This is a genomic window from Leptothoe sp. LEGE 181152 (assembly GCF_032906605.1).
Lineage (GTDB): Bacteria > Cyanobacteriota > Cyanobacteriia > Phormidesmidales > Phormidesmidaceae > Leptothoe > Leptothoe turfae.
Genome location: NZ_JASATU010000068.1, coordinates 63632 through 90071, shown reverse-complemented (window position 1 = coordinate 90071; position 26440 = coordinate 63632). Strand labels below are relative to the sequence as shown.

Below are 26440 nucleotides of genomic sequence, written 5' to 3'. Positions count from 1 at the left end.
GCGATAGAGCGTAGGCAATAAACGATGGAGAAATTAGATGGGGGCCTTAGTTCGCCATAGGGTATGGCCTGCACTTTGCCATGCCGCAAGTCCACCTTTCAAAACGCAAATGTTGAGGTAGCCACGGTTAATCAACTGCCGGGCTGCCATACTACTTCGCTGGCCGTTGAGGCAGGTGATTAGAATCGGCTGGTCTTTGGGAATGTCTCTAATTGAGATATCTAAATTTAATCTTTTCGCATCTGGAATCATGTGGGTTGCGAATTTTGGGTTTTGCACATCAATGACAAGCTGCTTTTCTAGCTCACGCTTTGCTTCACCGGGTGCCAGCTGCAGAATAGGCTTAATTCGTTTCTTTTTACGAAATCGAGCAGTCATGAAATTTTCCTCTTGTGGTCGCTTAATGACAGATACGGCAATCAAAAAACAGATAAGACAGTGGTTCGTCAAGCCTAAAAATTGGCATGCACGAGCTTTTGAAGCTTTACACTTCAAAAGTTTCAGACGCTATTGTTTTTAAGTTTGACGCTGCGCTAGGGCGGAAAAATCAGCTCAACAACAGCGCAACCAGAAATAAGTACCTGAAAATCGTATGGTGAGGTCATGACCAGAAAAGAGTGCTGAGGCATGATGGCGTTCAAATATCTTGTTGCAATTTAATTTTCGGAATAGTTACTGCGATCGCGAAGAGAAAACTGCCAAGACCAGACAGAAAGTAAGATGATCACCTGTATAAACCAGGGAGCTAAAACAATGCTCAAGAGAAGGCTGAGCAATGCCAAGATAGCTGCAAAAACTCCAATCATTTCTTCTTTGGCAGTGTTGGCGATATAGGTAGCTATACCAAAGACGGACATCGAGATAATCAATGACATGACGGACTAATAGAGAGTTGTTGAAGAGTATTAAAACGCCTGCCTGATCGATTCAGATGCGGATTCCATAATCACGATCATCGAAGGGCTGACTTTGGCATAGGGTTGCCTAGCACCAATGAATTTGAAACCTGAACAAATACCGTCCACTTCAGCTTGAAGTGGACGTGCCCATGGCTATAGGTACTAACTAGAGACAAGAATCTCTAGCTAAGGCTAGGAGAAAAGTCCACATCCCTGCAAATAAGGGACATGGCTATAGATACTCACTAGAGATTAAAACCTCTAGTTAAGGCCAGGAGAAAACTTCACATCCCTGCAAATAAGGGACAGCAAAGGCTACTTTAGCGTAGTGACAGCAGCTTTTTTTGCTTGATCGTTCTTTCCCAGTGTCGAGAGACAATGCGTACTGGGTTTGAAGAGACTATTGAAGTAGCATTATCATGTCGATGAATATCGGCAGCCATGATTTTGATAACCCCATCATTGTGATTCCAGATGAGCGATTGTGGTAAGAACGCTCCTTTTAAGCACCGTTGTTTTCGTAAAACGGCAACAACGACCACGAATTTTTACTATATCGTTTATCCCAGCAACCTGCAAGAAGATGTTCATCTCCGCATCTGTCGTCGCGCTGTCGCCCGTATGCCAGACCATCAATGATTCCTATTGAGACATCTACTTGCCAGATTTGTAAGCGTCCCCTTCGACTCCGCTCAGGGGGCGCTGGCTGGGAAAGGTAGTGGACCAGGGGATAGATGGGCCTGTCGGCGCTAGGCCATGCACCTTGAGATTTTGAGTGCCTAAGGCGGCTGCGATCGCTAATCCGGCAGGCCCTGAACCAATCACTAATACATCCTGCATCATGTATTTTCTCCGTCTGACTGTAGTTTATGCTCTGGCTCCTGTAACAATGACTGACTCAGGAAAATCAATGGAAAACCAACCACCAATGTCACGGTCCAACCGAGAGGATGTAGCCATGCTCCCCCAATCGCTAACAGTAAAATTGTGGGTTCAGCATAGCTGCCCTGTCGAATTTCTCGAATTATTTTATCGGACAAGTTGGGAGCGACTAGCCGTCGGTTGTACGTAGCGTAGATCCAGGTAACCGTGCTAAAGATACCTACACCTCCAGCTGCAAGACTGTAAAAAACTTGAACAGCAAAAACATCGTCATAAAACGTCAGCAGGTCATTGGCATAGGGCAAGAAAACAACAAACAGCAAGGATAACAGAACCAGCGACATATGAATCGGATCTGTTTTCTGATAATACTTAAACTGATGGAGATGGGACGTCCAGTAAAATGCGATCACCAAGAACGTTAGGACATAGGCCCCAAATGATGGCAGATGGGCCTGTAAAAATGCAGTAATTTCTTGCGATGTCATGCCGCTGACAGGGGGCGGATCAAATGTAAGTGCCATCAAGGTCATGGCTACAGCAAAAATGAGATCGCTCAAGCGAGTCAAACGTTGAAGTTCCATCGATAGAGGCTGTTTAGGAAGCGTAGAATGGTGTTGATTGGGAGTTAAAAGGGGATACGGCAGGATCGATTATGGTGTTCTGGATCGATGTGAGTTTCTGGTGGTCGGGGATGAATTTAAGGCCAGATAAAATCAGGTGTTCTAACCTTGGACAAGGGTATTAATTTACAGGCCATTGGGAGCCAACAGAACTTTACCCTTGCGTTCTCCGGCCATGGTGTAGGTGATGGCCTCTGTAATCTCATCTAGCAAGAAATGTTTTTCAACTGGTGCATGTAGCATGCCTGCAGCTACAGCCATGGTCAATTCACCATAAACTCTGGTTTGTTCTTTTTTACTGGTTTTCAGTAACCAGGGCAATAACCAGAATCCTCGCACGCGCACATCGCGGAAAAGAATTGGGGCAACCTCGACCGAGGCTGGTTGATTGGACATACCACCGTAGAGAACGATGGTTCCAGCTTCCTTAAGTGTTTCTGCCAGTCGACCAAACGTGTCGCCCGCCACAGCGTCCAGGGCTAACGTCATCTCGGTACCCGTTGCTTTACGGACCTGTTTGGCCAGATCTACTCCATCGACTAAAACGATATCTGCGCCTGCTTGCTTCAGGGCTGCCACCGCACTCTCGCGGCGCACAACACATACGAGATTAATCCCTCGCGCCTTGGCTAACTGCAAAATATAGCTACCCACCGCTGAATTGGCGGCAGATAGTATCACCCAGTCCCCTGGTTTGAGTTCCACAAACTCGGTCAGCAACAAATATGCGGTGGCTGGGTTCACCCGGAGCATAGACAGCTGATCTAGATCGGCCTCTGGTAAAGGCACAAGCTGATCGATGGCACCGACCATCTCTGTAGTCCAGGTACCTACCGAAGGCAACAGTACCAGCTGCCCTTCATCAACGCCGTTGCCATTGACTTCAACCACTCTGCCTAGACCTTCAAGACCGGCGACTGCTGGGAGATCGGGCTTCACCCCATACTGCCCTGCGATTTGAGCGACATCGGATGGATTTATAGGAGCTCTGAGTACCTTAATCCGTGCCTGCCCTGCGGTCAGCAAAGAGGCATCACTTTCTTTTACTTCCAGCACGTCTGCAGGATTGCCAAAGTTGCGATATAGAACCTGCTTCATGGTGATTTATCCAAATAAAATTAGGTGGTATTTTGCTTTTAAGGAGATTATTATGATGATTGTGATCGCAGCGAATGCAGGCTAGGAATATCCCAAGCCTCCTTGAGGCGTTGATCAACTATTCTCCAAACCACAACAGCATCTATCTCAAAAGAGCTACCGTCGAGGGTCATACTCGGGCAGGCATGGGCCACGACAAACTCGTCACCCACAGCATAGGCTTGGTGAATCCGCACACTAAAGGTGTTGTCAGTCAGCTTACCTAGTTTTCTAAAAAACCCTTGCAAGCCGTCAAAACGTTGATAGTCACCGTGAAGCTGTGGCAGCTGAGCATTGATGTAGTGCCAGACAAAATCATCGGCAAACAACTCTTTTATTTCGTCTAATCTATCCGGTAGTAGGGCCGGTATTTTTCCAACTAGAGAGAGGTTAGCCTGTGCTTTACCCATGGTTATTTTGTCCTATTACCATGGTTTTACCTTAATTAAGTCGGCGTCTCTAGACCGTCTCCAGAGCGTCTAACCCTTGTGCTGTCATCGTTTTAGCAGCAATCAGCTGCTAGGTTATTGATTCAAAGTCGTGGTGTCATGCTCCACTAACTCAGTCGCATCGGATTGCAGATATGACACAGCTGACATAATTAACCCCGGTGCCAGGGATGGATGGGGGTATAAATCGGCCACGATAAAGGTTAAGAGAAATGCGATCGCAAGCCGTTCAAAAGCAAGATGATAGGGGCGTAATACTTGCAACATTTTTCGAGGCCTCCCTAATGTGTGGTTGTGGAGTTAAACTGTGGCGGTTGAAAACGTTCTATATGTTTCAACTACCCCAAAGGTAACCAAACAGGCGTCTCTAACTCGTCTCTAATGCGTCTCCGTCCCCACAACCAAGCCCATAGGGATCGCCGTGACACACATATCTAAGCCCATGGCCTACTATTGGAAATAGAACAGTGCAGGCACATTAGAATCTCCTAGGGGAGTCAATACATCATGAAAGTCTTAATCGTTACCCTGGGCTCTCGCGGTGATGTGCAACCCTACGTTGCGCTGGGCCAAGGATTAAAGACCGCTGGCCATGAGGTCACTGTTTGCACCAGTACTCTGTTTCAAGCCTTTATCACTGAACAGGGTCTGCATTACGGCCATATGAACAATCAGCTGATGCAGCTGATGGACTCAGATGCGGGTCGAGATGCCATGGAAAATACCAACAATCTGTGGGGGACTATTCGCACCAACATCAAACTGTTTTCCCAGGTGAAGTCAATGTACCGCCAGACCCTACAGGATGTCTGGCAAACCACCCAATCGGTTGCACCGGATCTGTTGATTTTGGCATCTAAAGCCGCATTTATGGCTGAAGCCATTGCCGACAAACAGAAAATTCCCTTAGTGATTGCCCTACCGTTTCCCCAGTTTGTGCCTACGGCTCAATCCCCTGCCATGGGTTTCCCAGATTGGCCCCTGGGCCGCTGGTATAACCGCCTCACCTATTGGATTGTGCACACAGCCATTGGTTTGTATGGAGGGATTCCCAATGAATTTCGCCGCAAGGTGTTGCAGCTACCGCCCAAACCTAAAGGTATGGACCTGTTGCACCGAGCGGATGGCAGTCCGATTCCCGTGCTCCATGGCTATAGCCAATATGTTGTTCCCCGACCAACCGACTGGCCAGATTCTGTCCATGTTAATGGCTATTGGTTCTTGGATCAACACGATAGCTGGCAGCCACCAGATGACTTAAAAGCATTTCTGGAGGCGGGGGCACCACCCATCTATATTGGCTTTGGCAGTATCTCTGGCAGTCAGCCCCAGCGACTGGCTAAAGTTGTTATTGACGCATTACAGACCACCCATCAACGGGGTATTCTGGCCACGGGCTGGGGTGGCCTGCAAACGGGCGACTTACCTAAAACAGTTTTTCAGCTAGATCAAGCCCCCCACGACTGGTTGTTTCCAAAAGTGTCAGCTGTCATCCACCATGGTGGTGCGGGTACAACTGCCGCAGGGTTGCGAGCCGGACGTCCCACACTGATTTGTCCTTTCTTTGGCGATCAGCCATTTTGGGGCAAACAGATTCACACCCTAGGGGTGGGGCCAAAGCCAATCCCGCAAAAACAGCTAACGACAAGCAAGCTGGCTGACGCCATGCATGATCTGGTTTCTAATCAAACCATGCGACACAATGTTGAGATATTGGGTGAGAAAATTCGGACTGAGGAGGGTGTGGGAAATGCGATCGCAATCTTAGAAACCCTATTCTCTTCTCAGCCCTTAGGCCGTTATTAGATTAAGGCGTTGCCGATCCTCGACCAGGCTCTAATCTGAAAAATACTGCTGTCAGGTAATCCTGCCAGATCGATTCATCCTCTAAATCCTACGGTGTACACACATCTCGACAGGGAGCTCTTAATCCTGCATTACCCCCCTTAATCCCCCCTTACCAAGGGGGGAAATCTGGTCCTCCCCCTTACCAAGCAGGGCTGTTTCATTGTCTGGACAGAAAATCTGAAGGCACTGAAAACTCATTCGACAAAAGGCATGCTTTACGTGGAGATAGGCTATGCCAAACAACAACGCGATAACCTGATTAATCGCCCCCGCCGTAACCCCTATTTAATGCAATTGAGGACAATCCAGTAGGCTGGGTTCTAGGGCGGCCTCCCGGCCCTAGCCATGGGGGTTTGGGGAACTCGGAGGGACCCCAAGCAACCGGTTTTGGCTCCTTCCGATCATATCTCGACTCAGTATGAACGGAGGGATAAGCCTTACAGATTTTCTCTGCTGAACACGAAACGACCCTGCCCTTGGTAAGGGGGAGTTAGAGGGGGTGAAGCAACCGCAGACGCTAGTTTTCAGGACTTATGTACACAGTAGCCTCTAAATCAGCAACGGCTTACTTCTCAACTGCTCCCAGTGCCTTCAAAGACTCTTTTTGAGCAGCGGTTAACCCTTGCACATCGGTAATATTCATATTCTCGTAAGGTCTGGGCACCATCAGCGTCTTCAAACATTCACCCGTAGCAACAGTCCAAAGTCGAATCGTTTGATCCGAACTGCCACTGGCCAGTATTTGACCATCGGCGGTAAAGGATAGTGAATTGACACGTCCATGATGTAAATCTAGAATCCGTAACAATTTGCCTGTGTTAGCATCCCAAAGCTTAACCGTCTGATCGTCGCCACCCGTGGCGATGGTGCTGCCATCCGGGCTAAAATCAGCCGCCCAAACAGTTGACTGGTGCCCTTGCAGAGTTTTTAGCAGCTTACCCGTCTTAGGATTCCACAGTTGTACTGTGCCATCATCACCGCCGATCACTAACAGTTGACCATCACAATGGAACCCTAACGTCCAGGTGGCAGTTTTTTGACTTTGCAAAACAGTGAGCAATTCTCCCGTTGCCGTATCCCACAGTTTAATGGCACCATCCATACCCGTGCTGGCAAAGTATTGACCATCTGGGCTAAAGCGAGCTGCAAACACCCAACCGTCATGGGCCTCAATGGTTTTAATCACCTGCCCAGAGGGCACATCCCATAGGCGCACTGTTTGGTCGAATCCACTACTCAACAGCAGTTGACCATCGGCGCTAAATTCTACGAAATATACGGCAAAATCATGCCCATGTAGCATCCTCAAAAGCCGACCTGTTGCCACATCCCATAGACTAATAGTGTTCTCAACACCACTACCGGCTACCATCTTGCCATCGGGACTGACCGCCACCCCTAAGACGGCGTCACTCTGCCCTTCGAATGTGCTGATCAGCTCACCCGTCTCTACATGCCAAAGTCTCACCTTGTGATCGCTACTGCCACTCACTAAGAGAGGTTTATGAGGATGAAAACGCACTGAGTTCACCCAACTGGAGAAGCCCTGCAATGCCTTGAAAAGACGTTTCTGGGGTATTTCCCATAGTCTAATGGTGTGATCATTGCTGCCAACGGCCAACTGTTGACCATCGGGGCTAAATGCCAGGGCCCATACGAGGCTAGTATAAACGGTTGCAATGCGCAGTAGCTGGCCGGTTTTCGGGTTCCATAACTTGGTTGTAGCATCAGCACTACCGCTAGCAAGATAATGACCACAGGGGCTAAACGCCACGGATGAGATCCAATATTTGTGTGCTTGGAATGTTAGTTCAATTTGTCGGGTTTGCCAATTCCAGATGCGAATACCACCATCATTTTCACCAATAGCCAAATACTGCCCATCTGGACTAAAACTGACACATTTAGGCTCAGTTTCACAATGCCAGACAGTGATCACGTCTCCCGTTTGGGTGTCCCAAATACGCAGGGTTTTATCAACGCTAACACTGGCAATTTGTTGGCCGTCTGGGCTAAAGACAGCTGCATTAATCTGTTGAGTATGTCCGGTTAATCGATGTCGAGGTTTGTAGGTGGTTAAATCCCACAGGATCAAATGAGTGTCAAGGCTACCACTCACTAGCAAATTATCGGTGGGGCTCGTATTTATGGTCCAAACAATCCCTGTATGCTCTTTTAGCACCTGAACCAATTGGCCTGTAGCGACATCCCAAATATTTATTTCTCCAGCCTTGCCTTCAGTTACTAAGTGTTTGCCATTATGGATAAAATCCACAGCAATAACCCAGCTGGTTGACGCTTCTTTTATGATCAAGATAGGTCTCTGGTCAATTGTTCGCCAGACAACAACTCGCCCATCCCCTTCACCGGTGGCCAGAAGTGAGCCATCAGGACTATAGGCAACACTGGCAACGGGATCTAAGGGTTGATTAAAGACCGCTTCTTTAAATACAGTATGGGAAAAGTCAACCTGTTGCAGAGGCACATGCTGTAGATAGGCATGATAAATTGTTAATCTCGATAAATCCAACTCCGTAAAGTCTATATCCAGGGACCACGCAAGATTAATCAGATTGCCAGCGCTATAGCCAGTGGCTTGCTTCTGAAGTGATTGCAATATTTTGAGATGGTCCAAAATAGTCTGTTCTGGATGCGATAACCATTGCTTCAACTGCTCAGCAACAACCTGTAAGATCAGCCTTTCTTGACTCTCTCGTACAAAATCTTTAACAGTTGTTTTAATTAAGGCATAGGTAACTGTTGCCAGAGATTTTAGGGGCTGGCTGCTAAAACACTCAGGATCAATTAATTCCTCACCGATCTGTTCAATCAGCCGATCGATGACATACTCCATAATCACCGGCTGCTGGGTATAGGTATTACCCCGTCGTTCAATTAGAGAACGCCAACAGAGTGATTCGATGGCCTCAATTAATTTTGTCTTATGGCAGGACGGATAAATATCCGCCTTGAGTTCAGTAATTGTGGTCCAATCTCGATTAATCGCCAGCCAGGTCATGACCGTTTGTTCCAGGGGAGAGAGACGGTCAAACTGAACATCTAACAATTTTCGTGCACCATTAAAGAGCAAGGTGTCTTCTTCTAGAAATAGGGAGATATCGCCATCAAACACATCGCGGATAGAACTGCTGATGATCTGCAGCGATAGGGGACTGTGGCCGTAGCGATCGCAAAGCCGTTTTTTATCATCTTGGCTACCCACCAGTTGCTTCGCTTCAATCAGAGCCAGTGCCGCCTCCGGCGAACCTTCTAACTGCAGCACCTGCACCGCAGGATTTGCCTCTGACATCGTGGCCACCTCAGCCGGTTTTTCTCGACTGGTTAGCAACAGACAGCTTTGATGGTTAGTCTGACCGGCAACTGACACCAGCTCACTGTAGTTCTCATAACCCTCACGATATTGACCCGCCCGTTCTCCCCCCTTAAACAGGGTTTCCACATTGTCCAAAATCAGTAAACATCGCGCTTGCCGTAGCCAATGCACCCATCGAGTCAGGGAACAGGTCGCTTCTTGCTGGTTAGATATAAACGGCACTAAATCTTCTAGCAAAGTATTGAGCGGCGGTGCATTACGCAGCGAACGCCAGATGATGAAGTCAAATTTTGTCTGCAGCTCATGAATCACCTTGGCCGCCAGGGACGTTTTGCCAATGCCGCCCATCCCCACCACAGTCACCAGGCGACACTGGTCTTGGCCAATCCATTGACATAGCTGGCCTGACTCCTCTGAGCGGCCATAGAAAAAACTAATATCTGGAGCTTCTCCCCAGTCGATTTGTGGTTTTGTTTTTGGGGCACCGATGGCCACAGACTCAGTAGTCAATTGACCCGACCATGGCTCAGGCTGTCTAGAGGCGGGTGATGGTGTTTCATCTAAAAGCAGCTGTTCATAAAACTGGCGTGTTTCTAGACTGGGGTCAATGCCCATTTCATCCCGTAGCAGCGTCATGCACTGGTGGTACACCTGTAGGGCATTGGCTCGTTCTCCCTGCTGGGCATGGCACTGCATCAAGGTTAGATAGCCCGACTCATTCAGGGGTTCTAGCTGGAGTAAGCGTTGGGTAGTTGCGATCGCATCCCGATACTCTCCCAATTCAGCTAACACCGAACTCAAGTCAGCCAACCCATTGATCAAAAGCTGATGCAAACGATGGCGCTCCGGTTCAATCCAATCGTCATAGCAGGTGGGGAGTAGTTCACCTTGATACAGCTCAATAGCTTGCTTGAGACTCTCGGCCTTGGCTGGAGTCGTCACCGCCTCAGCCGCCTGGGCAATTTTGGTTTCAAATGCCGCCACATCCAACCAGAATGAATATTGAGGTCGCCATTGAATCGTTTGGGGTGTGACCGCCAATAGCTGATCCGCATCTGGCAAAATCTGTCTCAGCCGATGCAGTTCTCGCCTCAGACTCGTTTTTGCTTTGCTATCGGTGGTATCTGGCCAAAATACACTGGCCAGCTGCGCCCTCGGCTGGGGTGTTTGCGCATTTAGCACCAAATAGGCGATCAACGACTGATATCTATCTGTCTGTAATCCTTCGACCGGTTGGTGCTCAAACGTTAATCGAAAATGACCTAGCAGATGGATACATAGTCGTTTGGAAGATTGCATTACTCTATGCTCGACCGTTCACAAACATCAAGAGGGAAAAGCACAACACTATCAGATAATTTGTTGGGCATTACTGATCCGACCTGGGTTCTACAGGTTAGCCCTCATCAATAGACACCCTCCCTGGTGTGGCATCAGAGGATGGGGTTGGAGGTCGATGGGCCTGACGCTCTCAAATCCATGGCGCTGATATAACCGCTGGGCCCCGACATTATCTGCCAATACGATCAGGCTTAAACTGTTATAGCCTTCTGTCTGGGCTTTGGATTTTGTGAGCTCAATCAGCCGGGAGCCGATCCCTTTGTGCTGATAGTCTGTTAACACACAGAGGGCATCAAGAAAGAAACTGCCGTCCACTCGGGCCGAGAAAAAATCTTGAAAGTGCTCAAGCCGGTCTGTCGGGAAAAAGTCACGCATTTCCGGGGTAATTTGATGATAGGTGGCCGGAAATGAGAGGGCCATGCCAATGACATGGTGATTCAATTCGGCCACAATGGCACTGCGATAAGAGTGAGGATACACATCCTGTTCCAGGCTAGATGCGACAAACTGCAATGCGGAAACCCCTGGCACCAAATCGTGGAAAAGAAACTCGATGGCTCCGTCCGAGGCGATATACTCTAGTTCAGCCAGGATCTTGCTATCTGCCTTTTGGCCTGCTCGGTATAGAACTTCCATGGGGGCCACCGCTCAGAGGGTGCTTTAAAGGTAGCATTCAGGGCTCGATCAGTAGTCATCCTTGATCTGCTGTAGGAAACCAGCTGTTGCTCCTGGCCACAGCCCCCTCAATAATCCTTAATAGAAGGAGCCGAGGCCAGGGTTAAAGCGCCTGCCTGCATACGTTTAACATCCATCTCTGACCAGGTCTTGGGACCTTGACAGTGATGGGCTACGAGCAAACCCCATAGCCCCTGGTTAGTCAAAATGGGCACTACCAAATTGGCTCGAACATGCAAGTGTCGCAAAAAGTCACGGTGACAAGGCTCAATGGGGGCTGTTTCAATATCCTCAATGGCTCTGATGCGACCAGCCAGATAAAGCTCAGCATACTCATCGTTAAAACATTGGTCTGGCCCGGTCGAACCGTAAATAGAGAATTCCCCGGCACTGAGGGCTTCAAAGGTGACCTGGCCTTCCCATTGATTGTAAAAATAATAGATAACGACTCGATTAACTTGTAGAAAGGTGCGCAGGTCCTCAGTCGTCTTTTGCACTAGCTGATCACGCTGTATGGTCTGCCCCAGACGCTGCAGGATAGACCCGATTGCGCCGACTTCGGTATCGACCCGTTGAGCATGAATATTTGGATCAAACTGGGTCGTCATGGTAAAAAAGCAGCATTTCTCAGCATTAATTCCCTTGTATCACTTGCCATAGCAAAAATTTAATTAATTCACAGAATTTTAAGCAACAGAAAGATTTTCAGCACCCTAGTCTGAACTAATTGACAAACATCAAAAAAGCTTCAAAATAAATTGTTGCTTTACGTGGTTTTCTAAGTGGACGGCAACGATGACAGATATTCGGTTAATTCGAGGTCGCTGGGTTTTTACGGGTGAGACTACGCTAACTGATGGCGCGATCGCAATCCAGGACGATACTATTGTGGCGGTCGATTCCTGGGCGACGTTACAGGCGACCTATCCCCAGGCAGCGGTGATTGGCTCTGATAAGTTTGCTGTGATGCCGGGGTTAATCAATGCCCACCACCACAGTAATGGGGTGCCCAATTCTCTCCAGGGTGTGGACGATGATTTTCTAGAATTGTGGCTGTTTGCCAATATTGGCTTGCGATCGCAAGATCCTAAACTTAAAACTTTACTGAGTATTGCCCAGCTATTGCAGAGCGGGGTAACCAGCGTTGTCGATGTGGCCAGCCTTGGTGGCACCGCCCAGGACTGTCGGGACAATCTTGAGGGACGACTGGCCGCCTATGGGCAAGCTGGCATGCGCGTCGCCCTAACGCCGGGCATTCGCTATGAAAATATGTTTGTCCATGGTGAAGATGACGCCTTTTTAACCAGTCTGCCAGAAGACTTAAGACAGCGGCTGCAAACCCTGGTGCCCATGGCACAGCCCTTATCCAGAACAGCACACATAGAGCTGATTACCGACTTTGTTCAACAGTATCAGACTCACCCCCACATTGATATCTGGTTTGGTCCACCAGGCCCTCAATGGGTTGGCGATGAGTTACTGGTGCAAATGGTGGATGCCGCTGAGCGCTTAGATACCCATGTTCAAACCCATGCCCTGGAGTCATTCTATGAAAAACTGATGGGGCCGCGTCTCTATGGTCAATCTGTGATTGCTCACTTAAACCAACTGGGGGTACTGAGCCCTCGGTTCTCCATTGCCCACGGCGTCTGGCTCACACCAGCTGACATTGAAATTTTGGCGACAACTGGAGCTGCGGTCAGCCACAACCCCAGCTCTAATCTGCGACTGCGGGCGGGCATGGCTCCGCTGACAGCCATGCTCTCTGGTGGGGCCACCGTCGGGTTAGGCATGGATGGCACTACCCTTGGCGATGATGAGGACATGTTTGCTGAAATGCGATTAGCGGCGCGGCTGCAGCGGTCTCCTCAAATTAATAGCCCGGCCCCTGGCTATGGCGATATCTTTCAGCTGGCAACAACAGGCAGTGCTAAGCTCATGGGCAAAGAGCAACAGCTTGGCAAACTTGCCCCTGGCTATCGGGCCGATGTGGTGTTGGTAAATTGCGATCGCATCACCTGGCCCTGGGTGTCTCCTGGGGCCAATCCCCTCCATGTCATGCTGATGCGGGCCAAAGCCACCGATGTGGACACTGTGTTAGTCAATGGCAAAGTTGTCTTAAAATCAGGCACACCCACCGGTTTTGACCTACAAGCAGTTGGACAAACCATTGCCGAACAACTTGCAGCCGCCCCCAATCGAGACAACTATCGCACACTAGCAACAGAGCTCATCCCCTATTTAAGTAACTGGTATGCCCAATGGGAAGTACCGCCCTTATCTCCCTATGCCGCCTTCAACTCTCGCACTTAGTAAGCATTAGGTTATCCCAGGGCACCCACAAGGGAATGGCCCTTGGCGACATCACAGCCCTAGAAATTTAAATTAACTTAAATTAACCTCGAAGAAATCTTTGAAACCTGGCAGCTATTGGGTATATCGTCTTAAATAGCCTTCAAAAAATTACTAACACTGGCATCCCACAGCGGACGATCCACACCGATCAACTGATGATGCCCAGCATCCGCTGACACAACTAATTGTTTTGTCGCTGGAATAGTTTGCACCAATGCTTCAATATCGCTAACCGGAGTCCATTTATCCTGCGCCCCATGGATAACTAGGGTGGGGCATTCAACGGCTTTGGCATAGTTGATGGGATTATGGCTAAAGCCATTGATACCGTGCTGGATACTAGCCCAGAAAATAAGTAAGGTCGCCGTCGGGTCTGTTGGAATTTTGTGGTAGCGTAAACGACTTTTAACAGCGTCAATCAGACGGATGAAGGGTAATTCTAGGACGATGGCATCGGGAGTAATGTTTTGGGTTGCGATCGCCCTTAAAATCGCCGCCGTGCCCATGGAAACACCATAGAGAATAATGGGCGAATCCCCATGCCCTTGAACAACATTTCGATGCTTTACATCGTTAAAAACAGTGACAACATCCTGAGCTTCTGCAATGCCCAGGGTCACAGTATTGCCACTGGAACCGCCCACCCCTTGAAAATCCACTAAAACCGTATTAAACCCCAGGGAAGCAAAGCTCTGGGCAGGCGGAATCAGTTGACTGCTTTTAGTGCCCAAATTACCTGGGAATAGAATCACCGTTCCCCTGGGCACCGCAGTTTGAGTAGGAATTTCCCAAGTTTCTAGCCACCTGGATTGACCAATGGGAAGAGTGCGCGTGCCATAGAATACCCCCCGATCTGAGGGAATCTGGGAATGACTGGGCTTCGGTACACCGAGGCCAATCTGTCCCGGTGAACGCACATGGGTCATGTGGTGGGCCAGCAGATAGGCTGGAAAGTTAAGGCTAAAAAGCAAAATTGCTAACCCCCAGCACAGCTGCCGCCGTCGTTGATGGTTGATCGGTCTAGAAACCGGCACCGGCCTTCTACTCAGAACCTGAGCAGCCACAATGCAGCCAGTGCCACCAAATAGACAAAACGCCCCTACCTGAACCAGGGGAAAAACCCAGGCGTTAACAGCACCTAGTAAATGTAATACAACCAAGGCCACTGTTAGACCGACTGGCGCAAGTAACGTTAAAAAACCAACATTAAGTAACCGTTTGCAAGGGACAGTCATAGTGGGGGTACTACATTAGTATCTGCTTACGAAGGTTTCCTTCATCAGTGACAGTCAATATTTCGGTTGAAGTGCAAAAGCATCCAACTCCCCACCTGAGTAGAGAGTCTATCTTTCTATGGAATCTTCAACGGTTGCTCAAGTGCGACAATATTTCTTGCAACACAATTCCGTAACAAAAAATAGCGTTCTAATGTTTTAATCCTCTGTCAAGTAACCTACAGTAAGCTCATCGGCAAGGAAGCTCACGCGCTGCTACTTATGGGTAGGATAGTGGAATGGAATAGTCCCTAAAGCTTCCTCAGCGCATTAGTTAAGCTCTAACCCACCTGATCTACTCAAAATGCTAGCTATTCTTCCCATAGCAAGTCTTATCTTGTTAATACTGATCAACTCAAAGATTTTTCAGCTCAAACGAGAAGCACTGCTAGGTGCGCTGATGTGCTGGGGAATTATTGTCACCGTTTTAACCGAAGTTCTGAGCCTGGTTCGAGGATTTAACGTTATCTTTTTAACGCTGTCCTGGCTGATAGTAACAGCAGGCATAACCTTTTTCCTATGGAAAGCATATGGGCCAAGGCTGCTCAAAACCGCACCTAAACAATGGTTGAGTCCCTATCCTTTTATCGATTTACCGGTAACACTCAAGCTATCGACCATCGGGATGGCCCTGGCATTGCTAGCAATCGGTGCTACGGCTGTTTTAGCGGCCCCAAACCATTCTGACTCCATGGAGTACCATCTCAGTCGCATTATGCACTGGATGCAGAATGGCAGTGTAGCCCACTATCCTAGCCACAATATTTTTCAGCTTTATCAAAATCCTTGGTCTGAGTTTGCGATCGCACATCTCCAAATCCTCAGCCACAGCGACCGTCTCAGTAACACTGTGCAATGGATCAGCATGATCGGCTCCATGCTGGGGGTCTCCCTAATCGCTAAGGAACTGGGGGCAAAACGCAACGGTCAAATTTTGGCCGCAATTTTTGCTGGCACCATGCCCATGGCAATACTACAGGGCTCAAGCACCAACAATGATCATGTAGTAACCCTGTGGATAGTCTGTTTTGTCTACTTTGCCCTGGTGACCATGCGGCAAGGATTAAAACCGCTGCTGCTGGTGTGTTTAGGCACCAGCCTGGGCCTGGCAATTCTCACCAAGGGTACAGCCTATATCTATGCCTTTCCCTTTTGCATCTGGCTATTGCTGTGGGGCATCAAAAATCTAGGTTTACGCATGGTAAAACCCATGGTCGGCTTGCTTGCCATTGCCATTGCCATCAATGCCGGGCATTATCTACGTAACTTTGGTCTATTTGGCACTCCATTGGGGTCCCCTGGAGACGAAACCGGAGCCGCTTTTGGGTTAACATATCTGATTTCTAACGTAGTACGCAACCTGGCTCTCCATGCCGACATTGTTAGAAATCTGCATTTAGACAGCGTTATTACACCAACCACGGGACTCACAGAAAAAGCAATTACCATCTTTCACAACATTATCGGCATAGATGTTAGCGAGCCCTTGATTACAAGTGCAAAGGAAACGCGCTTCTACGTGCCTAGCATCTCGTTTAATGAAGACAAAGCAGGAAATCCCTTACACTTGCTGATTATTCTGGCCTCTTCTGGGCTATTGCTAATCAATGGCCGCCTACAACAGCGACGGCAGTTATTTTTATACTGGCTCACCACAACAGCGACCTTTCTACTGTTTTGTCAGCTACTGACCTGGTCCACGTCACGCTGTCGCCTACATTTACCCATTTTTGTTCTCTTTGCAGCCCTAGTAGGCACCGTCATTGGCAATGCCCTCAATCGTAGGGTTGCTAATATTTTAGGCATATTCCTGGTACTGCTTTCATTTCAGTGGGTGTTGAGCAACGACATTCGAGCACTAACGGGTGAAAACAATATTTTTACTGCATCACGCCCGAGCCAGTATTTTACAAGTCAGCCAGTGTTAGAAGAAATTTACACTAACGCTGCTAACGAGATTAACAACCAAAGCTGTGCAAACATTGGCATGGTCTTTGAAAATATCTCCTTTGAATATCCCTACTGGCTATTGCTAGACGCCCCCCGGCGCAGCCTCAGGCTGCAACATGTTGGTGTAGATAATGAGTCTGCACCATTAGAGACATCCCGTCGCTATGGTCAGTTTGAACCCTGTTTAGTGATGAAAACCGTTTCACGGAACCAGGATGCGCCCTTGGAAACTGAACTTCAGATCGAGGAACAACAGTATCGAGAGATCTGGCAACAAAGCAACCAAAGAGGCAAGTCTATCAAATCGGTACAGTTATTTGCTATGAATTAGCCCTTATATTGACTGACACAACTCAATTAACGCTGCCTGGCAGTCATGGTGTATCTGTTTTGCACGCTCTACTAGTTCTGTGGGGAAAGATTGGGTGAGTTGGCGTTGCGATCGCACAATTTTTCCCGCCTTAATTTTTCCCTTTGGATCGCCCACCCCTTTCATGCCAGTGGTTTTCAGCACCTTATATTCTTCCGTAAACGGTGCCTGTGTATGCAAAAACTGCTGTAGTGTTGCCAACACATTTGGAGTGTTATCCAGCAATTGCTCATAGGTAACCACCAGCATCCGCTCTGGGTTGTTGATCAGCCGCGCATAGTCCACCAGCATAGCCATACGCTCAGCATAGTACTCAATCGTATCCTGCTGATTCCAATGGGGCTTGAGGTCGGCAATACTGGCTAAGCTGCGCTCTGGCTCTCGCAACAAAAAAATGGCATATACCTGTTCAGACTGTAACCAGTCATGGTTCAAAAACTTTTTGTTGTGCAAGACTTTGTCCATCACATACTGATGGTTCATGCGTAGGTTCTGCACATCTCCCAACTTACGAAAGTCTTGGGCTTGCCAATAGACCTTCTTGAGCAACCCCTTAAAGTCATTGGCATCAGCATAATTAGTGTGGGTTTCACCGTAGCCAATCACCTCAGGATTCGTTGTCAACAAATGGGTCAATAGCGAAGACCCAGACCGCATATGGCTGAGTAATAGCAAAAACCGATAGGGTTTGGCCCGAAACGCTACGCCATAGGGCTGATTTGCCGACTCAATGCGATAGTTAAAATAATTCTGCACCAAGTCATTCTTATACTCACGAATTCGCTGTCGCCACTGGCTTACTGCTGCTGCCATAGGTGTTACTAAATAAACTTAAAAATAGCAATAAATATCCTGATTCTACGTTACCCCGCTTATTTCCTTACTGCTTCATAGTCTTGCAAGTATCGCTCAAACGCTTTATCTAATCGATTTGTCTCCCCCAACCAGTAGGCCGTCAGCCCATGGCCAAACGCCCAGGCATTCTGTTCTGGTGGCGTATCATTGTCTAACAGCATTGGCCACAGGGTAAGCAAGTCAAAGGTACTACCTTCTTTAGCCAGCAGGTTAAACAGCTCATAGGCCAGCTGCAGCTTACCAATCACCACTGGGGCCTGCTCAACTGGAATCTTTTCCATCAGAGCCGTAGCCAGCAGATCTGAGCCCGTCATCATGCGTGAGAGGTAACGCAGAATCGGACTTTTCAGCAGTTCGGTTACCCCCTGGGTGGTAGTCATCTGAAACGTGTACTGGTCAATCAGCTTGGCCGCCGCTTTGGCTAAAGCCGTCTGATTAGTCAGAAACCGCGCCAGGCGATACTGCTTAGCATTCCCCAACGTCTCCACTAGCTTGAGGGCCAGAGCGTCATCATTCCAGGCGGCTCTGTTATTGTCATAGGTCACCAACGGCAGCACAGTTTCAGCCGACTGCCCCAGGGTATCCACCCGATAAGCAACCGCATCACGGATAGACGCTTCCTTAGGTCGCTGTCCCATTTGCCAATCGTAGGGGGGCTGCCATTCTCGTATAGGCCGCAGTCGATCAACCTGGGTTACCACCACCACCGTTGGCGGGTGCTGCTCCGCTGCTTTAAGGTCATGCAAAAAAGTTTTGTCGCTCTGTAACGCCGGATCCAAAGCCGGTGTCGCCAGCACCAGTAAGTCTGCTTCTGCCGCCTGATCCAGAACTAAATCGCGAAAATCGCCACGCTCAATTTGTTCATAGCCAGGGGAATCAATCAGAGTCAAGACTTCTCCCGTATCTAGCTGCCAGCTATATTGGCGAATTTTATCGGTACTGGGCAGTACATCCACCTCCGCCAGTTCAGTTTTGAACAGGGTATTGATCAAGCTACTTTTACCTGCCCCGGTACGGCCTACTAATATCAGAGAAACCGGTTTCTTTTCAATGGTTTCAGCTGGGCTGGCCGTTTCTAAAATTGACCGCAGTGTGGCCGTTTTTGCCTCAGTACCCAAAGTCTTGGACGGCTCTACTGCAAAAATTGCCGGTAGCGTATCGCCACTGTACAAGTTAGCCGTTTGCTGAGCCAGATTGCGCAATGCCGTTTCCCGCAGCAGCTGGCTCAGGTTTACCAATAGCTGCTGATTTGCCTCGTTAGAACTTTTTTGGCTGGCCACTTTAGCCGCTGCTGCCGCTGGGTTAATTAACCACTGCGCCCAATTCCAGACCCGCCAAAGCTTCCCCATGGAGGGTTCCAATTTGCGATAAATTTCGTAAGCTTCATAGGCCTGGCCAACGGTCACCTGATTCAACACAGGAGCCAGCTGGGTCATGGCCCGGTCCATATCATCCACCGTCCCACGAATTAAGCCATAGGCCTGGGGCACATAGATATTAAGCAGCGGGTACTTCACTTCCGGGTGATAGTGATGGGCCACCGTTGCCACGATGGTCTGACATCGTTGCCAAAAAGCAGGCCAATCGTCCCATACAGGTGGATCTTCACGGGCTCCGGTCAAAATTGGCTGTAGTGCAGATTCCAGCACCTGATTAGCTGCGTTATCAACCGTCACAGATTTCAGCTCTGAGCGGACAGCCGTAACAATGCGATCAATCTCGCGGGGCTTGGTCCAGTGCACCAGCAACCAACGCCAGCCCACAAACACGAATAGAATGACAGCCCAAATCCAGGTGATGCCCCAGGTACGTAGCTGCAATCCAGCCGCAATCAACACAAAGGCGACAACCATCACCAGCGGCAGCGCCAGCACAATCCACTGCCATCGTTTGAGCTGTACCATCGTCTTTTACCAAGTCATTTTTTCTAGTTTAAGCACGGGGTCCAAGTCGGAAAAGGTGAAACATCCGAACTTGGAGAGGACGTTTTGAGTTAGGTGCATATTCGATGTCGTTGTCACTTGGGACCACAACGCTTCAGAACTTGTCATACTAAATCTTGACTGATAGCACCCGGCATCGAAGGGCATCCACAAGGGAGTGCCCCTACAGGATCATCCATTTTTAATCGGGTTTAATGAATTCGGATTTGGGATCACTCTTTACTCAGAAAAATTATTGATTTTAACCACGGTTATACCCATATACTTTTGCTAATTTCGGCTGTTTTGGGTGTACCTAGATGTCTCTCAACCGTGGGAAGCTATGGCTTTTGTTGGTGATTACTTCGTTTCTGCTTCCCTCTCGGACTCAAGCGCAGATTGTGCCTGATACTACATTGGGAACAGAGTCTTCTAGCTTAATTCCCGAGCAGCTGATGGAAGGAGAACTCGCTGATTTAATCGATGGGGGTGCGCTGCGGGGTAGCAATTTGTTTCACAGCTTTGGTGAGTTTAATGTAGCCGATGGTCAGCGGGTTTATTTTGTGAATCCTGCGGATGTGGAGTCGATTTTGAGTCGGGTAACGGGAGAGAATCCGTCGGAGATTTTTGGCACACTGGGAGTGGATGGACCTGCCAGTCTGTTTTTGATTAATCCCAACGGATTAGTATTTGGTGAGAATGCTCAGCTGGATATTGAGGGGTCGTTTTATGGCACAACGGCTGATGGTGTGGATGTGGGCGGTGAGGTGTTTAGTGCCGTTGCTCCCGATCAGCGTGGGTTACTGAGTGTTAATCCCAGTGTGGCATTTTGGAATTATTTGACAGCAGGAGATATCGTCAATCGTGGGGCACTGGCAACTGGTGGGGATTTGGTGCTGGTAGGAAAGAGTTTAGATTTACAGAATCAGGTAACTGCATTGGGAGATGTGTCGCTGTTGGCAACAGACGGCATCAGAATTCGTGATACGGCAGAAGTGCCGTTTATCGCCCTGGCAGGCGATGAGTTGCTGGTGCAGGGAAATCAGCAGGTGGATATTGTGGCGTTGAGTCATCCGGATAGTGGGTTGTTTTCCTATGGCGATATGGTGCTGCGCTCAGCGGAGAGAGTTAGCGGTGATGCCCACTATTTGAGCGGTGGTGATTTTCGAGTAGAACGACTGGATGGATCGGACGGAAAGCTTTATAGCCCAATTGATCCGATTGTAAGAACTTTGGGAGATGTGAGAATTGGCACCTATCGCGGTTCGTCGTTGCATATTTTGGCTGGTGGCTCGGTGACAATCGGAACTGCAGAGATTACTGCAACGGAAGGTACCAATTTAGATGTTGATTTTTTACGAGAGACGATTATGTTGTCAGATGGAACGGTTGTTGAAGTTGATGGTAGCGCACAGCCAACGTTGGATGTCAGAGCAGGTGTGAGGCCAGAGGCAATTGGTACACCTCCGTTGACTCTCTTAACTGGTTTTAATGGCAATACAGATTCTTTTTCTGATGATTCCGTTGCTGATCAAACACCTATGAATGCCAATATCTCATTAGGAGATGTGGCTCTAGAGAGCGCAAATGGTCTTGTTCTACTTACAAATCAATACGAGCCGAATGAGAATTTGTCTGACGGTAATATTCTGATTACTGGTGAAGGAGAGAGAGGCTTTGGTATCAATGCTCAGAACTTTTCTGGAGTAGGTGGAGCCGTTTATCTAGATGCCCGCAACAATATCGATGTTTTGAATAGCGCTATTTCTATAACCTCTACAGCTGATGTACAAGATATTGTATTGATTGCCGATGGCATAGTTACTTTTGATGGCTTGGACGGAACTCGTGCAACTGCTGCAGCTGCTAATTTAATTCCAGGAGAAACTGGCAACTCTGGCAATGTTGAAATTACAGCGAATAGCCTAAATGTATTGAACGGTGCACAGCTCAATAGTGTTGTTTTCGGTAATGGTCAGGGCGGAGATATCATTCTCAATATTCAGGAAACAGCTCGATTTTCAGGTAGTAATCCTAGAAATGGTCGTGGCAGCGGAGCATCCAGTATTATTGGGCCTGATGGCCAAGGGATAGGAGGCAATGTTCACATTGAGGCACGTAATCTCGAGGTGCTAGATGGTGCTCAGCTCAGGGTAGGCACCGTTGGTATCGGAAATGCAGGCAGCGTTGTTCTCTTGATTGATGAGACAGCTCGCTTTGAAGGAAGTATGAGCGGCGTGTTTAATAGTATTCAGGCTGACGGAGCAGGCTCAAGTGGAGATGTCCACATTCATGCTCGCAACCTTGATGTACTTGAGGGAGCTCAGATTATTTCTAGTGTCTTTGGCATTGGTAGTGCAGGTAATGTGCTGCTCGTAATCGAAGAAACAGTGCGATTTAAGGGCGTCGCCCCTGGGAATGGTAGCGCTAGCGGATCGTTTAGTAGCATTGCGCCCAATGGTCAGGGAGTTGGTGGAGATGTGCGTATTCATGCACGTAATCTTGAGGTGCTGAACGGTGCTCAACTGAATTCGAATACTTCTGGCATAGGTAATGCAGGTAGTGTGATTTTAGTCATTGAAGAAACAGCGCGATTTGAGAGTATTAATCCCAATAATGGTTTCCCTAGCGAAGTTTCAAGTGCGGTTAGAAGAGATGGTCAAGGTAGTAGCGGAGATGTGTACATTCGCGCTCGCAATCTCCAAGTAGTAGGGGGTGCTCAACTCGGATCAGGCAGTTTCGGCATAGGTGATGCAGGTAGCGTGATTTTAGTCATTGAAGAAATAGCACGATTTGAGGGTATTAATCCTACCAATGGTAGTTCTGGTGGAGCATTTAGCAGTATTCAGCCTAATGCTGAGGGAACTGGTGGGGATATACATATTCGGACTGGTAATCTCGAAGTGTTAGAGGGCGCTGTACTCAGTGCGAGTTCTTTTGGTATGGGTGATGCAGGTAACATAATTCTCACAATTGAAGAAACTGCACAATTTGAGGGTAGTAACGTTATAGATGGTGCAGCTGGTGGAGCATTTAGCAGTATTTCACCTAATGGTGAGGGCGCTGGAGGCGATGTACGTATTCATGCTCGTAATCTTGAAGTGCTTGAAGGTGCACAGCTTAGCGCAAGCACTATTGGCGGCATAGGTGATTCAGGCAGCGTAATTCTAGTCATTGAAGAAACAGCACGGTTTGAAGGTGGTGACCCAAGGGATGGTAGCCCTAGCGGAGCATTCAGCGGCATTGAACCTAACAGTAAGGGCACTGGAGGCGATGTGCGCATTCGCGCTCGTAATCTTGAAGTGCTTGAAGGTGCACAGCTTAGTGCCAGTACTTCTGGCATAGGAAATGCAGGTGGTTTGATTCTTGTAATTGAAGAAACAGCACAGTTTGAAGGCACTGATCCCAGGAATAATGGCCCCAGTGGAGTGTTTACCAGTATTGCACCTAGTGGTGAGGGAATTGGAGGCAATATTCGCCTAGTGGCAAAGAAGGTTGAAGTTAATGATGGTGCAGCTCTATTTTCTGGCAGTCTAGGGCAAGGTATAGCAGGTAATATTTTACTTACGATTCATGATAGTCTTATAGCAAGTAGCGGGACAATCGCAACCAATGCTGAGCAAGATGCTGGTGGTCAAATCCAGATTGATGCGGGTAGTATTTTTCTCTTTGGTGATAGCGACATTCAGACTTTTGTGAACTCTGGTGAAAACAACGGCGGTAATATTACTATTAGGGCCAACGCCTTAGTTGGCCTGGATGACAGTGATATTCTTGCGTTTGCCGCTGATGGGCGTGGTGGTGACGTAGACCTGAGTGAAACAGCTTTCTTTGGCCAAAACTTTCAATTTTCACCACCTGGCACTGACCCGCGAACCTTAGATAACAACGATCGCGTCGACATCAATGCCACTGGTGGAATCGCCTCTGGAACTATTTCGCTTGCTGATGTCAGCTTTATTGAAGACAGTCTCAGCGAACTACCCGACAATTTAGTTAATCCTGAAACCTTGGTAGCCAACAGCTGTGTTGTGCGCACCAACGACACAGACAGTAGCTTTACGATCACAGGTAGCGACAGCTTAAGAGAACAACCTGGCAATTCTTCAAGCAGTTATAGTCTGGAAACTGTGCAGTCTATACCTGCCGCGACAGAAACCGCAGTCGCTGAACCCCAGGGTACCTATCGCCTGGCAGACGGGCGTTTGGTGCTCGGACGTGCATGTCATACCGACCGATAGGGGCATTACATGCAATGCCCCTACGGCGGGATATCAATCTATTCGAATACGTCGAACGAGAATAACCATGCCCCCATGGAGGTATCCGATAGACAATGGGATGCTAAGGTATATTTTTCATTGCTGATGGATCTTCCTTAGCCCCATCCAATCGTGTCTTTTCCATTGCCGTAGATATGGACGGCAGCGGCAGCGTCATGGGCTTCGCCGGTAATAAGTACGGCTGGATGGTGGAGGTGGATCCCGCTAATCCCAATGATTACGGTACCAAGCATACTTGGCTGGAGCGGTATCGCCATGAGGCAGTGAGCTTCCATGCGGTGGCGGGTATCAGCACTGGCACCATTACCGATCCCAAAGACAACTCTAACCTGCTGATTGATAGCATGCTCTACGGGGCTAAATTTAACGCTGTCTGGCTCCCCTGGCGGTGATAGTGGCCCCGATGCCAAGATATTTGTGGGTCCCAACGGTGAAGCACCCTATGGATTTGATTGGATTATCAAACTCCAAGAAACTGGCAATGATCCAGCATCAATGACCTTCAATTGGTCCAAACTTGCCATGGGTGGCTAACCAGCTAATGATGACATGGGCTTCTCTAACCCCAACAACATCGAGTTAGATAAATCCGGCAATGTCTGGGGTGACAGATATGTCCACCAGCAGCCACAATCAGGCCATATTCAGCCATATGAAGGATGGCAAGCCTGTGGATCTAGGTGCTTTGCGCGGTGTTTTTGACAACAACTCGATCTGGTTTATTCTCACATCAGGTCCTGATGCAGGGAATGCCTATCCCTTTGGCATCGGTCCCATGGAAAGTGAATGCACGTGTCCTTTTAACGAGGAAGAAGGTCTCTTCTTAGCGGTGCAACATCCCGATGAGAAGAATGGTGTTCGCAAGGATGGTGCATCCGAAGTCCGTGATTTTGCAATGAAGACCACCACAGGTGAAGAATTTATGCAAAAACGGACAGTTCCGGTTGACTCCAACTGACCTGGGAAAGGCGTTAATGATCCAGCAAAACCTGCTGTAGTCGTTGTACGACGGAAGTAGATTCTGATTCAGAAATTCTGTGATATAGCAAGCTTTGTAGGGGTGCTCAGCTGAGCACCCTTATTTGTTGGAGCTGGCATATGACAATCTTTCCCACATAGAATGATTGTCATATGAGTTCTAGAAAAAGTCAGAATACCAACCAAATGTATGGCTTCGATTGATGCTCAAAAAATGTGCCTGTATCGACAATCGGCTCAAAAGCGTGCCGAGCAAAAAGAATATGAATTAAAGTGCAGGCATCAGTGGGCATTATCAATTGCTAAAGAAGCCGCTGCAATCCTAAAAAAACTGGATGGTTTCTCTGCGTCGATCATAGAAAATGTTTGCTGGATTTGACGCTGGCTGAGTAACCATAGAGCCTATATTCCTTATTATTCGCTTTGCTCTCGCAATGCTTGAATGTCTGCTAAAGACAACTCTGTCACGTCAGCAATCTGACTATCAGTCATACTGCTCAGCAAGCGCGCTGCAATTTTCTGTTTTTCTTGCTTGGCCGCTAACATAATCGCCCCCCGCTGATCTTGAATAAAGATAGACTGATGCTCGATTTCATCAAGTTCATCAGCGCTCAGGTTGGCTTCATTGGCCATTTCAAAAGCTTGGTGAATAGCAGGTATATCCCCCATCGGTGTGGGTATAACACTGAAGTCATCCGCATGTTGTAAAAAGTAGATCCATTTATCGGTAAGGGTGGTCAACACGTCTAACGATTGCTGAAACTTAGGTAACTCCAGAAAGACCAGCTCTAGATCATCAATGGGATAGTCAACTAAATATTGTTTTTCTTTCAAAACGAAGCGAGAGATCACTGCATCAATGTCAGAGAACATTTCAAAATCGGTAATCGTCAGGGCAATCACTGGATTGAGCAATGGATATCCCTGACCTGTTTGCAATTGTGTGGAGTACGCCTTGGCTGCATTGTATAAAATCCGCTTTTGAAACCCTTCGACGTTGAGTACCTGCATTTCGATAATTACCGTTTCACCCGTGGCCAGTCTTGCCTTGACATCTAGATAGGATTGCTTTACCCCAGCGATTTTTGGGGCCTGGTAGGGGTTAAGGATGTCTAGATCTAAGATCGTACTCGCCCCATCATAAAGAATCCCATTGAGGAAACTAATCAAAATGTCATGGCTTTGCTCAGAGCCAAAGATTTTCTTAAACGCAAAGTCTGTCTTAGGATCGATAAACTTCATCACTGGCAGTCGGGAGGATTGAC

21 protein-coding genes and 1 pseudogene are annotated in these 26440 nt (G+C 48.2%); 8 read left to right on the top strand and 14 right to left on the bottom strand.

The features are described 5' to 3' along the window. Nucleotides 1-33: 33 nt before the first annotated feature. Both QGP82_RS34140 and QGP82_RS34135 read right to left on the bottom strand, forming a co-directional pair. Complete coding sequence (locus tag QGP82_RS34140; protein WP_163659809.1) at nt 34-378, bottom strand: rhodanese-like domain-containing protein; 345 nt, start codon at nt 376-378, stop codon at nt 34-36. Between the two features lie 278 nt (nt 379-656). Continuing rightward, nucleotides 657-875 carry a hypothetical protein gene (locus QGP82_RS34135; protein ID WP_163703259.1) on the bottom strand — a complete coding sequence of 73 codons (219 nt, stop codon included), beginning with the start codon at nt 873-875 and terminating at the stop codon, nt 657-659. A 498-nt stretch (nt 876-1373) separates the two neighbouring features. On the opposite strand from QGP82_RS34135, the gene QGP82_RS34130 reads away from it, so the two are divergent. Continuing rightward, entirely contained in the window at nt 1374-1538 is a 165-nt protein-coding gene (locus tag QGP82_RS34130; protein WP_499062269.1) for a hypothetical protein, read from the top strand. Between the two features lie 72 nt (nt 1539-1610). Here QGP82_RS34130 and QGP82_RS34125 read toward each other — a convergent pair. The 5 genes and pseudogenes from QGP82_RS34125 to QGP82_RS34105 form a co-directional block, all read right to left on the bottom strand. Continuing rightward, nucleotides 1611-1739: pseudogene (locus tag QGP82_RS34125) on the bottom strand (lycopene cyclase family protein); the annotation flags it as partial. Beyond that, on the bottom strand, nt 1739-2365 hold the full coding sequence (locus QGP82_RS34120) for a TMEM175 family protein (protein ID WP_499062268.1): 627 nt from the start codon (nt 2363-2365) through the stop codon (nt 1739-1741). The pseudogene QGP82_RS34125 and the gene QGP82_RS34120, both read right to left, overlap by 1 nt. A gap of 165 nt (nt 2366-2530) precedes the next feature. Next, the gene (locus QGP82_RS34115; RefSeq protein WP_499062267.1) at nt 2531-3502 is read right to left on the bottom strand and encodes a zinc-dependent alcohol dehydrogenase family protein; all 972 of its coding nucleotides are present in this window, start codon (nt 3500-3502) and stop codon (nt 2531-2533) included. A 50-nt stretch (nt 3503-3552) separates the two neighbouring features. After that, the gene (locus QGP82_RS34110; RefSeq protein ID WP_499062266.1) at nt 3553-3951 is read right to left on the bottom strand and encodes a nuclear transport factor 2 family protein; all 399 of its coding nucleotides are present in this window, start codon (nt 3949-3951) and stop codon (nt 3553-3555) included. A gap of 114 nt (nt 3952-4065) precedes the next feature. Continuing rightward, nucleotides 4066-4257, bottom strand: a complete 192-nt coding sequence (locus QGP82_RS34105; RefSeq protein WP_163659047.1) for a hypothetical protein — start codon at nt 4255-4257, stop codon at nt 4066-4068. A 240-nt stretch (nt 4258-4497) separates the two neighbouring features. Between QGP82_RS34105 and QGP82_RS34100 the strand changes: the two genes are divergently transcribed. Next, the gene (locus QGP82_RS34100; protein WP_499062265.1) at nt 4498-5796 is read left to right on the top strand and encodes a glycosyltransferase; all 1299 of its coding nucleotides are present in this window, start codon (nt 4498-4500) and stop codon (nt 5794-5796) included. Nucleotides 5797-6403: 607 nt separating this feature from the next. Here QGP82_RS34100 and QGP82_RS34095 read toward each other — a convergent pair. The 3 genes from QGP82_RS34095 to QGP82_RS34085 form a co-directional block, all read right to left on the bottom strand. Then, entirely contained in the window at nt 6404-10471 is a 4068-nt protein-coding gene (locus QGP82_RS34095; protein ID WP_499062264.1) for a WD40 domain-containing protein, read from the bottom strand. A gap of 90 nt (nt 10472-10561) precedes the next feature. After that, nucleotides 10562-11149, bottom strand: a complete 588-nt coding sequence (locus tag QGP82_RS34090) for a GNAT family N-acetyltransferase (protein WP_499062262.1) — start codon at nt 11147-11149, stop codon at nt 10562-10564. A gap of 107 nt (nt 11150-11256) precedes the next feature. Then, a complete protein-coding gene (locus QGP82_RS34085; RefSeq protein ID WP_490793207.1) occupies nt 11257-11796 on the bottom strand; it encodes a GAF domain-containing protein in 540 nt (179 codons plus the stop codon). A 187-nt stretch (nt 11797-11983) separates the two neighbouring features. Between QGP82_RS34085 and QGP82_RS34080 the strand changes: the two genes are divergently transcribed. Continuing rightward, the gene (locus QGP82_RS34080; protein WP_499062261.1) at nt 11984-13501 is read left to right on the top strand and encodes an amidohydrolase family protein; all 1518 of its coding nucleotides are present in this window, start codon (nt 11984-11986) and stop codon (nt 13499-13501) included. 131 nt (nt 13502-13632) lie between these two features. On the opposite strand, the gene QGP82_RS34075 is transcribed toward QGP82_RS34080, so the two are convergent. Further along, nucleotides 13633-14778: an alpha/beta hydrolase gene (locus QGP82_RS34075; RefSeq protein ID WP_499062259.1), complete on the bottom strand. Its 1146-nt coding sequence runs from the start codon at nt 14776-14778 to the stop codon at nt 13633-13635. Between the two features lie 343 nt (nt 14779-15121). Here QGP82_RS34075 and QGP82_RS34070 point away from each other — a divergent pair, with 343 nt between their 5' ends. Further along, a complete protein-coding gene (locus QGP82_RS34070) occupies nt 15122-17098 on the top strand; it encodes an ArnT family glycosyltransferase (RefSeq protein ID WP_499062258.1) in 1977 nt (658 codons plus the stop codon). A gap of 3 nt (nt 17099-17101) precedes the next feature. Here QGP82_RS34070 and QGP82_RS34065 read toward each other — a convergent pair whose 3' ends face one another. Together QGP82_RS34065 and QGP82_RS34060 are read right to left on the bottom strand one after the other, a co-directional pair. Next, the gene (locus QGP82_RS34065) at nt 17102-17950 is read right to left on the bottom strand and encodes a sulfotransferase family protein (protein WP_499062257.1); all 849 of its coding nucleotides are present in this window, start codon (nt 17948-17950) and stop codon (nt 17102-17104) included. Nucleotides 17951-18009: 59 nt separating this feature from the next. Continuing rightward, nucleotides 18010-19896 carry a GTPase family protein gene (locus QGP82_RS34060; protein ID WP_499062256.1) on the bottom strand — a complete coding sequence of 629 codons (1887 nt, stop codon included), beginning with the start codon at nt 19894-19896 and terminating at the stop codon, nt 18010-18012. A 338-nt stretch (nt 19897-20234) separates the two neighbouring features. Here QGP82_RS34060 and QGP82_RS34055 point away from each other — a divergent pair, with 338 nt between their 5' ends. The 4 genes from QGP82_RS34055 (at nt 20235) to QGP82_RS34040 (ending at nt 25554) form a co-directional block, all read left to right on the top strand. Then, nucleotides 20235-24155 (top strand): two-partner secretion domain-containing protein, encoded by a 3921-nt coding sequence (locus tag QGP82_RS34055; protein WP_499062255.1) that lies wholly within the window; start codon nt 20235-20237, stop codon nt 24153-24155. 197 nt (nt 24156-24352) lie between these two features. Next, complete coding sequence (locus QGP82_RS34050) at nt 24353-24589, top strand: alkaline phosphatase PhoX (RefSeq protein WP_499062254.1); 237 nt, start codon at nt 24353-24355, stop codon at nt 24587-24589. A 221-nt stretch (nt 24590-24810) separates the two neighbouring features. Next, nucleotides 24811-25155: a hypothetical protein gene (locus tag QGP82_RS34045; RefSeq protein ID WP_499062252.1), complete on the top strand. Its 345-nt coding sequence runs from the start codon at nt 24811-24813 to the stop codon at nt 25153-25155. Between the two features lie 210 nt (nt 25156-25365). Further along, the gene (locus QGP82_RS34040; protein ID WP_499062251.1) at nt 25366-25554 is read left to right on the top strand and encodes a hypothetical protein; all 189 of its coding nucleotides are present in this window, start codon (nt 25366-25368) and stop codon (nt 25552-25554) included. A 35-nt stretch (nt 25555-25589) separates the two neighbouring features. Here QGP82_RS34040 and QGP82_RS34035 read toward each other — a convergent pair whose 3' ends face one another. After that, nucleotides 25590-26417, bottom strand: coding sequence for an Rpn family recombination-promoting nuclease/putative transposase (locus QGP82_RS34035; RefSeq protein ID WP_499062372.1), 828 nt, complete (start codon nt 26415-26417; stop codon nt 25590-25592). Between the last annotated feature and the right edge of the window lie 23 nt (nt 26418-26440).